The 15002-nt window shown below is 63.6% G+C and carries 16 protein-coding genes and 1 tRNA gene; 10 read left to right on the forward strand and 7 right to left on the reverse strand.

Features of this window, described 5'->3' with window-relative positions; all coding sequences use genetic code 11:
• The first annotated feature begins 7 nt into the window (after nucleotides 1-7).
• The 4 genes from NFH98_RS10075 to NFH98_RS10090 all read left to right on the forward strand — a co-directional run bounded on the left by NFH98_RS10075 (nucleotide 8) and on the right by NFH98_RS10090 (nucleotide 3276).
• On the forward strand, nucleotides 8-1051 hold the full coding sequence (locus NFH98_RS10075) for a formate dehydrogenase subunit gamma (protein ID WP_108133400.1): 1044 nt from the start codon (nucleotides 8-10) through the stop codon (nucleotides 1049-1051).
• Between the two features lie 149 nt (nucleotides 1052-1200).
• A complete protein-coding gene (locus NFH98_RS10080) occupies nucleotides 1201-1530 on the forward strand; it encodes a DUF1244 domain-containing protein (RefSeq protein ID WP_108133399.1) in 330 nt (109 codons plus the stop codon).
• Nucleotides 1531-1550: 20 nt separating this feature from the next.
• Nucleotides 1551-2063 carry a molybdenum cofactor biosynthesis protein B gene (moaB, locus tag NFH98_RS10085; protein WP_108133422.1) on the forward strand — a complete coding sequence of 171 codons (513 nt, stop codon included), beginning with the start codon at nucleotides 1551-1553 and terminating at the stop codon, nucleotides 2061-2063.
• Complete coding sequence (locus NFH98_RS10090) at nucleotides 2053-3276, forward strand: molybdopterin molybdotransferase MoeA (protein WP_045992217.1); 1224 nt, start codon at nucleotides 2053-2055, stop codon at nucleotides 3274-3276. Before moaB ends, NFH98_RS10090 begins: the two co-directional genes overlap by 11 nt.
• A 68-nt stretch (nucleotides 3277-3344) precedes the next feature.
• On the opposite strand, the gene NFH98_RS10095 is transcribed toward NFH98_RS10090, so the two are convergent.
• The 6 genes from NFH98_RS10095 to NFH98_RS10120 all read right to left on the reverse strand — a co-directional run bounded on the left by NFH98_RS10095 (nucleotide 3345) and on the right by NFH98_RS10120 (nucleotide 6344).
• A complete protein-coding gene (locus tag NFH98_RS10095; RefSeq protein ID WP_045991753.1) occupies nucleotides 3345-3920 on the reverse strand; it encodes an acyl carrier protein phosphodiesterase in 576 nt (191 codons plus the stop codon).
• 10 nt (nucleotides 3921-3930) lie between these two features.
• Nucleotides 3931-4284: a TusE/DsrC/DsvC family sulfur relay protein gene (locus tag NFH98_RS10100; protein WP_045991752.1), complete on the reverse strand. Its 354-nt coding sequence runs from the start codon at nucleotides 4282-4284 to the stop codon at nucleotides 3931-3933.
• Between the two features lie 9 nt (nucleotides 4285-4293).
• Nucleotides 4294-4584: a sulfurtransferase complex subunit TusB gene (tusB, locus tag NFH98_RS10105; RefSeq protein ID WP_052704269.1), complete on the reverse strand. Its 291-nt coding sequence runs from the start codon at nucleotides 4582-4584 to the stop codon at nucleotides 4294-4296.
• 112 nt (nucleotides 4585-4696) lie between these two features.
• Entirely contained in the window at nucleotides 4697-5077 is a 381-nt protein-coding gene (locus NFH98_RS10110) for a DsrE family protein (RefSeq protein WP_045991751.1), read from the reverse strand.
• Nucleotides 5078-5158: 81 nt separating this feature from the next.
• Nucleotides 5159-5551, reverse strand: a complete 393-nt coding sequence (gene tusD / locus NFH98_RS10115; RefSeq protein WP_045991750.1) for a sulfurtransferase complex subunit TusD — start codon at nucleotides 5549-5551, stop codon at nucleotides 5159-5161.
• A gap of 121 nt (nucleotides 5552-5672) precedes the next feature.
• Nucleotides 5673-6344, reverse strand: coding sequence for a Bax inhibitor-1/YccA family protein (locus NFH98_RS10120; RefSeq protein ID WP_045991749.1), 672 nt, complete (start codon nucleotides 6342-6344; stop codon nucleotides 5673-5675).
• 319 nt (nucleotides 6345-6663) lie between these two features.
• Between NFH98_RS10120 and NFH98_RS10125 the strand changes: the two genes are divergently transcribed.
• The 4 genes from NFH98_RS10125 to NFH98_RS10140 all read left to right on the forward strand — a co-directional run bounded on the left by NFH98_RS10125 (nucleotide 6664) and on the right by NFH98_RS10140 (nucleotide 11412).
• A tRNA-Ser gene (locus tag NFH98_RS10125) sits at nucleotides 6664-6753 on the forward strand.
• 397 nt (nucleotides 6754-7150) lie between these two features.
• Complete coding sequence (locus tag NFH98_RS10130; RefSeq protein WP_045995203.1) at nucleotides 7151-8476, forward strand: MFS transporter; 1326 nt, start codon at nucleotides 7151-7153, stop codon at nucleotides 8474-8476.
• Between the two features lie 283 nt (nucleotides 8477-8759).
• A complete protein-coding gene (locus NFH98_RS10135) occupies nucleotides 8760-11144 on the forward strand; it encodes an arylsulfatase (RefSeq protein ID WP_349622632.1) in 2385 nt (794 codons plus the stop codon).
• 70 nt (nucleotides 11145-11214) lie between these two features.
• Complete coding sequence (locus NFH98_RS10140) at nucleotides 11215-11412, forward strand: hypothetical protein (RefSeq protein ID WP_124804775.1); 198 nt, start codon at nucleotides 11215-11217, stop codon at nucleotides 11410-11412.
• A 204-nt stretch (nucleotides 11413-11616) separates the two neighbouring features.
• On the opposite strand, the gene NFH98_RS10145 is transcribed toward NFH98_RS10140, so the two are convergent.
• A complete protein-coding gene (locus NFH98_RS10145; protein ID WP_045993710.1) occupies nucleotides 11617-12414 on the reverse strand; it encodes a M48 family metallopeptidase in 798 nt (265 codons plus the stop codon).
• Between the two features lie 215 nt (nucleotides 12415-12629).
• Between NFH98_RS10145 and gdhA the strand changes: the two genes are divergently transcribed.
• Both gdhA and NFH98_RS10155 read left to right on the forward strand, forming a co-directional pair.
• A complete protein-coding gene (gene gdhA / locus NFH98_RS10150) occupies nucleotides 12630-13982 on the forward strand; it encodes an NADP-specific glutamate dehydrogenase (RefSeq protein WP_349622633.1) in 1353 nt (450 codons plus the stop codon).
• 231 nt (nucleotides 13983-14213) lie between these two features.
• Nucleotides 14214-14990, forward strand: coding sequence for a hypothetical protein (locus NFH98_RS10155; RefSeq protein ID WP_124804776.1), 777 nt, complete (start codon nucleotides 14214-14216; stop codon nucleotides 14988-14990).
• The last annotated feature ends 12 nt before the right edge of the window (nucleotides 14991-15002 follow it).

The following is a 15002-nucleotide window of genomic DNA, read 5'->3' on the forward strand; positions in this document are numbered from 1 at the left end:
AGGCCCCATGAACCTTCGTGATGCCTTGCCTCGACCGGGTGGAGCCCTGGGGCTGGTGCTGCCGGCACTGCTGCTGCTGTTGCTGGCCTGCGCCGCTCCCGCCATGGGTGCCGACCCCAATGCCGAGATCGCCACCGCCGTACCCAGCGCCGACGCCGACACCTGGCGCCAGGTGAAGGATGGCGAGTCCTTTATCGATACCCGCCACGATTCGACCTACAGCCTGATCAACCAGAGCGGCGAGAGCTGGCGCCAATGGCGCAACAAGTGGGTCTCGCCCTTCGGGCTGATCGCCGTGGGCGGCATGCTGGCGATGATCACCATCTTCTATCTGATCGTCGGCCGCAGCCGCCTCGATGAGCCACGCACCGGGCGTAAGCTGTTGCGCTGGTCGGTACTCAGCCGGGCGCTGCACTGGACCCTGGCGACGCTGTTCATCATCCTGGCGCTGACGGGCCTCAACATTCTCTACGGCAAGTTCGTGTTCAAGCCAGTGTTTGGCGACGCCTTCTGGGCTGCGATGATCAGCGGCACAAAGTTCCTGCACAACTACATCGGTCCGTTCTTCGGTCTGCTGCTGATCTTCGTGCTGTTGCGCTTTCTCAAGCACAACTGGATCAAGGCCCACGATATCGAGTGGTTCAAGCAAGGCGGCGGCATGGTCGGCGACAAGCATCCAGACGCCGGCTTTGCCAACGGTGGCGAGAAGGCCTGGTTCTGGCTGTTGGCCACGGCCGGCATGGTTGTCTTCGTCAGCGGCCTGGTACTGGACTTCCCGAACTTCGACCAGAGCCGGGACACCATGCAGTGGGCCAACATCATCCATGCGGTGGGTGCCCTCGCGCTTACCGCCGTCTCCTTCGGTCACATCTATATCGGCACCCTGGGGACCGAGGGTGCGCTCGAGGGCATGACCACCGGCTACGTCGACGAAAGCTGGGCCAAGCAGCACCACAACCTGTGGTACGAAGAGGTCAAGGATCAGGCCGAGGCCCCGGCTGACGTCGAGGCAACGGACGATACCAAACCGGAATCTCCCAGCCCCTCCTGAGCGCAGCCCCACCCACGGTGACCGCTATCCCTCTCGCCGCCCCGGGCTCACTCGGGGCGGCATTCTTTTGCCGCTGTTCTTGTGACGGTCTTGCGTTACCATCGTGGGACAGTCGCCCGACTGATCGTTTTCTGTTACTGGAGTCCCCCATGCAGCACCTCGATGAGGCCACTCGCACCGAACTCGAGGCGGCCGCCTTCCGCCGCCTGCTTCGCCACCTTGACGACAACAAGGATGTGCAGAACATCGATTTGATGATTCTGGCGGACTTCTGCCGCAACTGCCTGTCCAAGTGGCTGGTCGCCGCCGCCGAAGAGCGCGGTGAGACGCTCGACTACGAAAGCGCCCGTGAACACGTCTACGGCATGCCCTACAGCGAATGGAAGGACATGTATCAGGCCAAGGCCACCCCAGAACAGATGGCGGCCTTCGAGGCTCGCCAGCAGGCCAAGCAGCAGCGTACCGGTGACAAGGAGTGACGCCAGTGAGTCAGGACACCATGATCGGGTTGAAGGTGGCGGTGCTGACCGTCTCCGACACCCGCACCGAAGACACCGATCGCAGCGGTCAGGCGCTGGTGCAGCGGCTCGAGGCCGCCGGCCACCAGCTCGCCGACAAGCAGATCGTGATCGATGACATCTATCGTATCCGTGCGGTGGTGTCAGGCTGGATCGCCGACCCCGAAGTGCAGGTGATCCTGACCACCGGCGGTACCGGCTTCACCGGACGGGATTCCACCCCGGAGGCGGTATCGGCCCTGCTCGACAAGCGCATCGAGGGCTTCGGCGAGCTGTTCCGCCAGCTGTCCTATCAGGAAATCGGCAGCTCCACCGTGCAAAGCCGCTGCCTGGGAGGCATGGCCAATCACACCGTGGTGTTCTGCCTGCCGGGCTCCACCGGCGCTTGCCGCACCGCCTGGGACGGCATCCTTGCCGAGCAGCTCGACAGCCGTCACCGGCCCTGCAACTTCGCCAATCTGGTGATACCGGAGCGGGGGCAGCATGACGTCTAGCCACGCAGCGTCACTGGCGCCCATGGAGGACGCCCTGGCCACCCTGCTCGATGGCGTCGCGCCGCTGCCGGTGGAGCGCCAGCCCTGCGAACAGGCCGAAGGCCGTGTGCTGGCAGCCCCGGTCGTGGCGGCCCTGGATGTACCGCCGTTCGACAATAGCGCCATGGACGGTTACGCCCTGCACCATGAAGACGCCGGACAACGCCTGCCGGTGGCCCTGCGAGTGGCCGCCGGGGCCCCGGGCGAGCGACTGGAGCGCGGCCGCTGTGCCCGCATCTTTACCGGTGGCCAGCTGCCCGAAGGCGCCGACTGTGTGGTTATGCAGGAGAAGGTCCAGCGCGAGGGTGATGAGGCCGTCATTCCCGCCGACATCCCGGCGGGCGACAACGTGCGCCGGCGGGGCCGCGACGTACGCGCAGGCGCCCCGCTGCTGGACGCCGGCACTCGGCTGGACGCCGCCGCACTTGGCCACCTGGCAGGCCAGGGTATCGTCGAAGTGGACGTCCACCGCCGACCCAGGGTGGCCTTGCTGTCCACCGGCGACGAGATCATCGATCCGGGCAAGCCCCTGGCAGCTGGCCAGATCTACAACTCCAACCGCCCCATGCTCAAGAGCCTGCTGGAGCGCTTCGGCGCCGAAATAGTGCTCACGCGCAGCGTGCCGGATAGCCCGGAGGGTACCCGCGCCTGTCTGAAGGAGGCCGCCGAGGTAGCGGACCTGGTGGTCTCCACCGGCGGCGTCAGCGTCGGTGAGGAAGATCACGTCAAGGCGGCGCTGGAGTCACTGGGCACGCTGAACCTGTGGCGCCTGGCCATTCGTCCCGGCAAGCCGCTGGCCCTGGGCCAGATGGAAGGACCTGACGGCACGCCGGTGCGGTTTGTCGGCTTGCCCGGCAATCCCGTGTCCAGCTATGTCGGTGCCTGGCTATTCTTGCGCCCGCTGCTGGGTGCCCTGCAGGGCTGTGAGTCCATGGCGGAGCTACCGCGGCTATGGGCCCGCAGCGACTTTGCCACCTCCACCGGTCCGCGCCAGCATTACATGCGGGTGCGCCTCGCCTTCGGCCCACAGGGCGTCAGCGCCCTGGCGTTTTCCGACCAGAACTCCGGGGTACTGTCATCCTGCATTGATGCCGACGCCCTGGCGGTGATCCCGCCCCATTGCGAGATAGCGCCGGGCGACAAGGTGGAATGCCTGTGGCTGCGTACCTGGTAGCGGTCCGCTGAAGCAGCGCGGTAGTCGCTAGGCGCGGTCCGAAAAGTCGACGAGCGAAGGTTAGAGCCCTAGGAACCCGAGGTCTCGAGTTCCGCGCGGGTATCGCGCCACAGGGTCGCGAAGTCGTCGTCCAGTTGACGATAGTCATCGCGCAGATGCGGTACCAGTTCGGCCAGTCGGTTGGGCCCGGACAGTCGTGAGCCAATGCCGGCGATGGCACGGCAGGTGAAGGCGAGGCTGGCGTAGCGGCGCAGCCAGTCCTCACGCACCAGTACAGGCACCATGGTGGCCAGCCGCTGCGGTGCGCCGTGGTACTCGAACAGTCGATAGCATCGCTCGATCACGACCTCGCGCTCGTGCGGGTCGCTGGTAGCCAGATCCCGAGCGAGAAAGTGGTCCCACATCAGATCCAGGGCAATACCGGCCACGCGACGACTCGCCGCCGGCGCCCGGCGTCGAGCGGCAAGTACCGATGGATGGCGATCGACGAAGGCGTCCACCCGCCGGTGATGATGTATGCCGGCTGCGACGCCTTCGGGCCACTGGCCGAGATCGCGCCCCTTGACGCCGTCGGCGATCAGGTTGCCGAGCAGAAAGTCGTCGTCACCGGCACGAGCGAGCCAGGCGTGGGCGAGAAAGTTCAACGCCGCACGTCTACAGGCAGTTGGTTGGTTTGGGCAGGCCCGCCAAACGGGCGCCCAGCTTGGGGGGGCTGCCGGGGAACAGCTTCATCAGGTACAGCGAGCTCCCCTTGTCCTTGCCCAGCGCCTGGCCCACCGCCTTGACCAGCGGGCGCATGGCCGGTGCCTGCTCGAAGCGCGCATAGAAGTCTCGCAGGACGTCGATCACCTGCCAGTGTTCGTCGCCGAGGGTGATGCCCTCTTCCGCAGCCAGCGCCTCGGCGACGGCGGGACTCCAGTCATCGAGATTGACCAGATAGCCTTCCGGGTCCAGGGGGACTGAGGCCTGGCCGAGATCCAGGGTTCGTGCAGTTTCAGTGCTTGCCATCGTGTTACCTCAGTACCAGCTGACCACTTTATCGGCCTCTTCGGTGAGCCTGACAAAACCGTCCACGTCGACGACTTCGATGCCGGTGGCACAGTGTTCGCTCAAGCCGCGCGCCTCGAGATCTTCGGCCAGCGCCAGTAGACGACCGGGCAGAGAGGACCACAGCGCCTGCTGGGCCGGCAGAGCGCCAAGCACGCCGTCTTCGATCAATAACAGCTTGTCGTCTTCTGCCAACGCCCGTAGCGCCTGCCGATAGACCGTCGACTCCAGCGGTGAACGATTGAGGGTGTGCAGTATCATCCCGATTCCTGGTAGTGGTCGTGGGTGAGTCCAGTGGCTGACGTCGATGGGTGAAACCTGGTGGGAGCGAGCCCCGACAGAGACGCGGTCTCGAGTCGTCTGTGACGCCAATTCAGAAGGTCAGCACCAATGCGTGCTCCGCCATCAGGGCGGCAATGGCGTCACCCTCGATGACAGTGGCATCCGGCGTCAGCGTCTCGGGCGCCACGCCCAACTCGGCAAGTCCTGCCCCATCCACGAACAGCCGGTCGATGTCGTACATCTCGAGCATGGCCAGCGTCGGCTGGGTGCCCTTCTGCCCCAGCGGACCGGCGCCCTGCCCCGGCACCAGTGCCGCCACGCCACTGGCCATGAACAACAGTGATACCCGGCGTCCGAAGGCGGCGGCCACCAGCGCCGTGTCGAGACCTTCTTTCAGGTAGCTGGTGCCATGGGGGCCATGACGAAGAATCACCAGCAGATCCCCCGAATCGTCGTTGGGTTCCTCAATCATCGACCTTCCACTCTTCTCGGTTCAGCGTTGCCCTGCTCGGGACCCATTGTGTGGCGGCAGTCGGCAGCAGCTCGGTGTTGTTCAGGCACCAAAGGTTACCAGCCTGTCACACTCGAGGCCCAGGTCCACCAGCTGCCCGAGGCCGGTCAGCTCGAACGGCGCCTGGACGCTGTGGCCTTGCTTGCCGTGCCTGGCCGCCTCGTCGGCGTCGACGATGCCTCGGCGCAGTGCGGCGGCGATGCACACCTCGAGACGCACGCCATGCTCCTGGTTCAGCGTGGTCCAGCCGTCGACCAGATGAGGCTCGTCCTGGGGCGGCGATGCCAGGCGCGCGGCGTTGTGAACGCCATCGCGATAGAAGAAGACGGCCTCCAGGTGGTGACCGCGGGCGATCACCGCACGGGCGAAGCGCAGCGCGCTGTGTGCGGCCTGATGGCTGTAGGGGGCACCCAGCAGCAGGATGGCATAACGCATGGTATTCCCTTGGCTCCCGCCAATGTCGGGAGTTGAACAAAGCGGGTCATCAAAAACACGTCGGCCCCGCCAAGGCGGGGCCGACAGTGTACGACAGTTGTGCCAGAACGTCTTGCGACGATCAGTCCTGGCTTACCACGCCCAGCAGCGACAGCAGGCTGATGAACAGGTTGTAGATCGACACATAGAGAGTGATGGTGGCGAGGATGTAGTTGGTCTCGCCGGCACGGTGCACGATCTCGCTGGTCTGGTACAGGATCGCCGCGGAGGAGAACAGCACGAAGCCAGCCGATACCATCAGCGACAGCGACGGAATATTGAAGATCAACGCCGCCACCATGGCCAGGATCAGCACGATGGCGCCAGCCATCATGAAGTTCGCCAGGAAGCTGAAGTCCTTGCGCGTGATCAACGCCACCGCCGACAGACCAAAGAAGGTCAGGCCGGTCATGCCCAGTGCGGTCATGATCAGCTCGGGACCGTTGGACAGCGTCAGATAGGCGCTCAGGATCGGGCCGAGGGTGAAGCCCATGAAGCCAGTGAAGGCAAAGGTCGCCAGCAGGCCGAGGGCCGAGTTGGCGGTCTTGTGGACCAGGAACATCAGGCCGTAGGCGCCGATGAAGAACACCAGAATGTTCATCTGCTGTACACCGAGGGCCACGGCAGCCCCTGCGGTGATGGCAGAGAACAGTAGTGTCATCGCCAGCAAGCCGTAGGTGTTGCGCAGAACCTTGTTCGTCGCAGCGACCTGCGTCTGGGTCTGACGATTCACCTGTGACTCTTGATAAGCCATGTATCCAGAGCTCCCTGTTGGTTGACATGCATTCGACACAGCATGCCCCCAGCAAGTTCCCGACGCAAGCCGCCTGGCGACGGGGTTTCAACGCCATTCAAGCGATCAGACTGGCCCATGGGCCCGCCATGGGCGGCGCGAACACTGTTTCCTATCGGCGACAAAAAATTGCTTAGCTGCACAATTTTTGCGCAGTCACCCTATTGCAACAGCTCCTTTGAAGGCATCAGGGAGGGGTGTCGCTCTATCGCGTAAGACATTGATCGCACAGAAGTGTTGACGTGAGGAGAAAAGCTGGTAAAGTACACCGCCGTGAGCCGGAGGGATGGCAGAGCGGTTGAATGCACCGGTCTTGAAAACCGGCAAGGGTTAACGCCCTTCCAGGGTTCGAATCCCTGTCCCTCCGCCACCTCGAATCCAGAAGGGGATCAGTCGACAGACTGATCCCCTTCTTCGTTTCTTCCCTCTTCCCTCTTCCCTCTTCCTACAACAGCTCCCTGCCTGTCGGCACGCCAGTCCTTCGACGGTCTCGAGGCGCTGCCCCGCCATGGTTCTTCACACCAGGGACTGCACACCAGCTACTGCACACCTGGTTCTGTACACCAGCCCCCCCAGCAGCAAGGTTTGTTCACCGGTTGTCGTGAAAAGGTCACCGATTGTCGTTGATGGATTGGCGACAACGCCGCAAATCGTGCACCCTGCTTGCATCTGTTGCTCCAGGCAGCACGACAGGGACGAACCAGACACGATGCATCAAGGCGCCAGAGCACTTCAGGTGGCGCAACGTGCATGTCGGAGGAGCTAGCATGAGGTCTCTTTCCAGCACCGGTTTTGCGATTTTCGGCGCGGCCCTGGTCGCCATCAGCTACGGACTCGCCCGTTTTGCCTTCGGCCTGTTTGTCCCCCAGATTCGCGATGAGCTGTCGCTGACGCCTGATGCCATCGGCATCATCGGCGCCCTTCCCCTCATCAGCTTCCTGCTGTCCACGGCGGTGGCGCCTTACGCCACCGATCGTCTTGGCGCCCGCTACGCAGCGGTACTGTCCGGGCTTTTCGGTATCGTCGGCCTGGCACTGATCAGCCGAGCGGCCGATGCGACCATGCTCAGCATCGGGGTGTTCGCCTGCGGCATCTGTACCGGCCTGATGATGCCCGCACTCACCGCCGGGATGCAGGCGCTGGTGAGACGCTCACTGCATGCTCGTGTCAGTTCGGTCATGAATGCGGGAACCAGTATCGGCGTGATCGTCGCCGTACCAACGGTACTGTTCATGGCCGACGCCTGGCGACTGGCCTATCTGTCCTTCGCCCTGCTGACGGTCATCGGCGTGTGCGCTACCTGGCTGTACCTACCCTCGGTGTCGCGCATCACGCCTTCCAACGCCGCCGACCCACCTGCATTGCGTGAACTGCCGTGGTCACGGCTCGTGAGGCTCACCCTGTTTTCCTACGCGATGGGCTTCATCTCGGCCGCCTACTGGATCTTTGCTCCGGACCTGGTGGTGACGCTTGGCGGTCTGTCACCAAGCGCCACGGGGTGGTTGTGGCTCGCCGTCGGCATCGCCGGTCTAGGCGGTGCGGTGGTGGCGGATCTGGCCGACCGCAACAATCCGCCCATCACCCAGGCCTTGATGCTGACCATGCTGGCGGCAAGCCTGGCATTGCTTGCCGCCAGCCCCGCCCAACCCGTGCTGGCGGCATTCTCCGCTCTGGTCTTTGGCCTCGCCTACATGAGCTTGACGGGTCTTTACCTGATGACCGGCATTCGCCTGCTGCCCGGACGCCTGGCGATGGGGCCGGTGCTGCCTTTCATGGCCGTGTCGCTTGGCCAGGCCACCGGCTCGCCGGTCATCGGCGCTCTGCTCAATGTCGTCAGCTATGCCGAGGGGTTCGCCATTTTCGCGTCAATCGGCATCCTGGTTGCCCTGCTGTCGCCCTTGTACCCAGGCCATATTCATCAGGTGGGCGATGAAGAGGTGGAAGATCCGCCGGGCCTCCAGTCCGCCTACGATCTACAGCTTCAGAACGAAGCGGGCGAGCCACTGGAGGACCCTGAATACTTGGCTGGAGAAGACCCACGAGATGAGCCGACCGCCGGTCTTGAACACAGCCATAAAGAAGAACGGGGCTGACCCACGGCGCAGCCCCAAATAGCGCTATGCCCGGCATAAGCCATGCCCCTGCCAGGACCATGCGGCAATCCTGACCGGGGTCAATCACCCCAGATAACGTCGCGTCATCTCCCCTCAGTGTTATCGCCGCCGATAGCTCGGCCTGCTGTGATAGGCGCTCAACGATTTCTGAACGAGTCGCTACCGAAACACAGCAACGATTGTCGCCAGGGACACGCCCGTCGAGCCAGCGTTTCCATGCGCAGCAATCCGCTATCGAGGAAGGTGTGTCATGCAGAGGTCCATGCAAGTCATGGTCGGCGTCCTCGCCGGCCTGGTACTGCTCTCTCCCGTATCGGGCCCGGTCGGGGCAAGCCAGCCCGAGACCGGTCGGCCCGAGACGGACGGAGCGTTATTACCCTTCGCCCCCGCCCCCATGCCGAGCGATGTACCACCTCGCCTCCAGGACGCCACCATGCAGTGGCCGGACGAGCCGTCCCACCTGCCGGAAGACGCCCCCAATGTTCTGATCGTCATGCTGGACGATGTGGGCTTCGGGGTGTCCGAGGTCTTCGGTGGCGAGATCAGGATGCCAGCGCTGTCGCGCCTGGCCGATGAAGGCATCGAGTACACCGGCTTTCATACCACGTCCATCTGTTCTCCCACGCGGGCGTCTCTGCTGACCGGTCGCAATCATACCCGGGTGGGCTCCGGGACCATTGCTGAACGAGCGGTGGCCTTCGACGGCTATACCGGCGTGATTCCGAAGAATGCCGCCACCATGGCCGAGGTGCTCAAGCAGTACGGCTACCACACCGCCGCCTTCGGCAAGTGGCACAATACCCCGGCGGTCGAGACGACAGCGATCGGCCCCAAGGATCGCTGGCCCACCGGCTATGGTTTCGAGCACTTCTATGGCTTTCTGGGGGGCGAGACGTCCCAGTGGGAGCCACGCCTGACCGTGGACACCCTGCATATCGAGCCCCCCGAAGACGATCCCGACTACCACCTGACCGAGGACCTGACCGACCAGGCGCTCGCGTGGCTCGCCGACTACCGGGCCTTCGATCCGGACAAGCCGTTTTTCATGTACTGGGCGCCGGGTGGGGCCCACGGCCCCCATCACGTTGCACCGCAATGGGCCGATCGCTACGACGGCCAGTTCGACGATGGCTGGGATGCCTACCGCGTGCGCACCCACCAGCGACAGCTCGAGATGGGCATCATTCCGCCGGGCACAGAACTCACGCCACGCGACGACAGCCTGCAAGGGTGGGACGAGATTCCCGAGAGCCAGCGCGACTTCCAGACTCGCCTGATGGAAATCTACGCCGGCTTCGTGGAGCACACCGACAGCCAGGTCGAGCGACTGCTCGAGGGCATGGCGGAAATGGGGCTCAGAGACAATACCCTGGTCATCTACATCGTCGGGGACAATGGCTCCAGTGCCGAAGGCCAGCACGGCTCGATCAGCGAACTGCTGGCCCAGAACAATATCGGCAGCAGTGTCGCCCAGCAGCTGGAGGTACTGGATCGCATGGGCGGCCTCGATGTTCTCGGCAGCCCCCAGACCGAAAACATGTACCACGCCGGCTGGGCCTGGGCGGGCAGCACTCCCTTCAAGGGCACCAAGCTGCTCGGTGCCTATTTCGGCGGGACCCGCAACCCCATGGTCATCTCCTGGCCCGGCCATATCGCACCGGATGAGCAGGTACGTCACCAGTTCCACCACGTGGTGGATATTGCCCCGACCCTCTACGACATTCTGGACATCCCGCTGCCGGACGTCGTCAACGGCTACCCGCAGATGCCGATGGACGGTATCAGCCTGGCCTACACCTTCGACGACGCCGATGCCCCCGGACGCAAGCACCACCAGTTCTTCGACAATAACGGCAGTCGAGGGCTCTACCTGGATGGCTACTTTGCCGGTACCTTTGGCCCGCTGGTTCCCTGGGATACCTCGAGCGCGGCACAGCGGATCGCCGACTGGGATTCCGCCGAAGATGTGTGGGAACTCTACGACCTGCGAAGCGATTTTTCCCAGGCCAGAGATCTGGCCCACGCTCAGCCTGAGCGACTGGCCATGATGAAACAACGCTTCATGGATATCGCCGAGGACAACAAGGCCTTCCCCACCGGTGCGGGCAACTGGCTTCGCGTCCACCCCGAGGACCGGGTCAAGACGCGCTACGATCACTGGACCTTTACCCAGACGACCCAACGCATGCCGGAATTTTCGGCCCCCGGCGTTGGTCGCCAGAGCACCCGGGCCAGCCTGCGTATCGACACCGGCCAGGGCGATGCCGAGGGCGTGCTGTATGCCATCGGGGGTGCCGGCGGCGGGCTCAGCGTCTATCTTGATCAGGGCAGGCTGACCTACGAGTACAATATGCTGCTGATGGAGAATACCCGCATTCGCACAGCCGCCCTGGCCCCGGGCAGCCACGACATCGTCATCACCACCCGGATCCCGGTGCCCGGTAAAGCGGCGCAGGTGACGATCGAGGTGGATGGGCAGACCGCGGCGGAAGGTCAGGTGCCCTCGACGGTTCCCCTGGCCTTCAGCGCCAGCGAGACCTTCGACGTGGGCCGCGATCTGGGCTCCCCCGTCTCACGCCACTACGCAGAGCGACGCCCTTTCGCCTTTGGCGGCAAGCTAGAAGCCTTTACGATCGAGCTGCTCTAATTGGTGAAGCTTTCGAACTTTACATCGGCAATCAGGGTCATACCCGTGAACTATGCCGAGATGGATGGACATGAAGCATTATCGTGTGGAGAGTTATCAAACAAGAACAATGAAGCGCACCCGCTGGGCGGTGGTGGCATTTTCGGATTCCTCTCCCAACGCCTCACGGCGGGTGGTCTCTCGCCACGATGGACAGGACGAAGCCAGGGCCGCCGCCGCGGCCCTGGCCTTTGAAGACAAGCTCGGCCGCACGCCCACCAACGTCTGACCCACCTGTTGATCTGATTTTCACGCCGTCTTAGCGAGCGCAGGCACTTTTCGCACAAGCCCTAGGCGCTGTCCGAAAAGTCGACGAGCGAAGGTTAGACAAGGCAAAAATCGGTGAGAAAGCGCAGTTTACGGGGTGTAAATGAGCATGTTGATCCGATTTTTAACGCCGTATTACCGAGCGCAGGCACTTTTCAGACAAGCCCTAGCAGCGGCTGGGCGAAACGCCTCTGTAAACCTCCTTGGCCTGCACCATCTCGGCACGCAACCCTTCGATACGTGACTGATGCCCCGGATGGGTGGACAGGATCTCCGGCGGTTGATCACCGCCAACCGATGCCATATTGCGCCAGAGGGCGACGCTCTCGCCGGGATCGAATCCGGCGCGCGCCATGATGGCCAGCCCCATCACGTCGGCTTCGGACTCATGGGCACGACTGAACGGCAAGGCGATACCGAGCTGGCTGCCGATGCCCAGCGCCTGGAGCAAGGGCTCCTGACCCACGTCGCCCTCGCTCATCAGTCCTACCACCAGCAGCACGGCCTTGATGCCCAGTTGCTGGGTCAATCGTTCGTTGCCATGGTCGGCGAGCACATGGGCGATCTCGTGACCGACCACCGCCGCCAGCTGGGCGGGCGTCTGAGCGACCTGCAACAGCCCCGAGTGCACGCCGATGCGCCCTCCCGGCAAGGCAAAGGCATTTGGCGAGGGATTGTCGAACACGACCACCTGCCAGTCGTCAGGCATCTCGACCTTGGGATAGACGAGCCGCGCGGACTTGATCAAGGCGTCGCTGACACATTGGACCTCGGCCTTGATGGCGGCATCGGTGGAAAGCGGTAGCTGGCTTCGCATCTGCTCAAAGGCGTCACCCCCCATGTCGCTCATCACGAAGCCAGGCACCAAGGCAAGCTGGCTACGCCCGGTGGGTGTCTCGTCGCAGCCCCCCAGCCCGACGGCCAGCAATAGCGTCAGTACCACGGGAAAATAGGATCGTTTCATCGAGCCTGACCTTTTCATGAAAAGCTGCTGGGCGACCATCGCCCTATCGTCTGAATGATGCCGTTTGTCACGGTGTTTGACTACGGCCGAAGTCAGACGCATCTGGAATTCGCCATAAAGCGCATCCTGCTGTCTGACCAGCCGCCCCACTCCTATAGTGAACGAGCCAGCGACGGCACAACGCCGAAGGAAGCCTCAAGAAAGGAGACGCGGCCGTGGATTACCTGCACAACACTCTGGAAGGGCTGAAAGCCACCAGTCCCGCCCAGGCGGAGTTCTATGCCGCTGCAGAGAAGATCCTGGCGTCCCTGAGGCCTCTGCTGGAGTCAGACTCCCGCTACCTCGAGCACGCCATCATCGAGCGACTGGTGGAGCCCGAGCGCCAGCTGATGTTTCGCGTCTGCTGGACCGACGACAACGGCAAGATCCAGGTCAACAAGGGGTACCGTGTCCAGTTCAACTCGGCTCTCGGCCCCTACAAGGGGGGCCTTCGCTTTCACCCCAGCGTCAACGCCAGCATCATCAAGTTTCTCGGGTTCGAGCAGATCTTCAAGAACGCTCTGACCGGACTCGCACTCGGTGGCGCCAAGGGCGGCGCCAACTTCGACCCGCGCGGACGCTCCGACGGGGAAATCATGCGCTTCTGCCAGGCGTTCATGACCCAACTGGTGGATCATCTTGGGCCCACCGTGGATGTCCCTGCGGGCGATATCGGCGTCGGCGCCAGAGAGATCGGCTACCTCTATGGCCAGTACAAGCGACTGACGCGACGTCACGAAGGGGTGATTACCGGCAAGGGGCTGGACTGGGGCGGATCGCTGGGCCGCAAGGAGGCCACCGGCTACGGCGCCGCCTACTTTGCCCAGCACATGCTGGCAGCCCGGGGTGAAGAACTGCGCGGCAAGACCTGCCTGGTCTCCGGCGCGGGCAATGTCGCCATCTATACCATCGAGAAGCTCCATCAGCTGGATGCCCTGCCGGTCACCTGCAGCGATTCCGGTGGCTGCCTCCACGACCCGGACGGCATCGATCTGGAGGCTCTCAAGCGCTTGAAGGAGGTCGAGCGCGTCTCGCTTGAAGGCTACCTGAAGGATCACCCCCGGGCCCGCTTCATTGCGCTGGACGACTACCCCGCCGACGGCCACGCCGTCTGGCGCATCCCTGGCCAGGTCGCCTTTCCCTGCGCGACCCAGGGCGAGGTCACCCTGGCCGACGCCGAGGCGATGCTCGCCAATGGGCTCGAGTGTCTATGCGAGGGGGCCAACCTGCCGACCCTGCCGTTGGCGGTGGACCGTCTGCTGGAGGCCCGCATCGCCTACGCCCCCGGCAAGGCGGCCAACGCCGGCGGCGTCTCCACCAGTCAACTGGAAATGGCGCAGAACGCCAGCATGCAGATCTGGCCGCTGGAGAAGGTCGATGCCCACCTCCAGGCGATCATGGCCAATATCCATCGCTGCTGTGCGTCCACCGCAGAGGAATTCGGCGAGCCCCACAACCTGGTGCTGGGCGCCAACATTGCGGGATTCAGGCGCGTCGCCAATGCCATGATCGACCAGGGGGCCTGGTAAATCCTGGGACAGGTTTGTCCGGGGGACGGTTGGCAACAAGGACCCTGCCGATCCGCCCGCCGGCAGATAAGCACAAAAACGCATATTACATGCAAGACCGACTACACTATGCCGAAATAGCAATCGAGCCCGCGTTGCAGGGGCTCTCTCATCGGCTGGGGGAATGTCGGGATGCATCAGGGAAGAGTCAGGATTCGGGGCGGCGAGCTCTGCGAACAGAATGGCCTGAGGGTGAACGTTCCGTTAGCCAGCAGATCCGTTGGTGCCGCGCTGCTGATCGGCACACTGGCGATCAGCCCCGGCGTCCTGGCCGAGCAGGAACTCGGACAGGCCGCCTCCGACCCCACTGCGCCACTGATGAACTTCCAGCTACAGAATTCCTGGAGCCCGGAAGTCCACGGCACCAATGATTCACAGAACATCGTCCAGTTCAGAACGGCGCTGCCCTACCGGCTGGCGGGCCACCAGCACATCTTTCGCCTGACGGTGCCCTCACTGACCGAGGATCCCGGCGGTTCCACCGGCCTTAGCGATTCTACGGTGTTCGACCTCACCACCTTCGAACACTCCTGGGGTCGTTCTGGCTTCGGTGTGGTCGCCCTTCTGCCGACCGGCGGTGAGCATCGTGGCGCCGAACAGTGGGGTCTGGGTCCGGCGGTCGGGTTTGCGGCCTCGCGGGGCTCCTTCCTGTATGGCGCCTTCAACCAGAACATCTTCAGTGTCGCCGGTGAGGACGATCGCGAGGACGTCAACCTGAGCATCCTGCAGCCCATCATCAATCTCGGGCTCGGCCAGGGCTGGTCAGTGGGCACTTCGGAGATGAACATCACCTACGACTGGGAGCACAGCGACTGGAGCAGCCTGCCCGTGGGTGGCCGACTCAGCAAACTGGTAAAGCTGGGAGACTCCCCGCTGCAGATCAGTGGTCTGTATGAACACAACTTCGCCGACGACTACGCCGTGCCCGAAGACCAATTTTCGCTGCAGTTCAAGTTGCTGGTGCCCTGACGGGCTCTTCCA

This window comes from Halomonas sp. H33-56 (genome assembly GCF_040147035.1).
Classification (GTDB): domain Bacteria; phylum Pseudomonadota; class Gammaproteobacteria; order Pseudomonadales; family Halomonadaceae; genus Halomonas; species Halomonas litopenaei.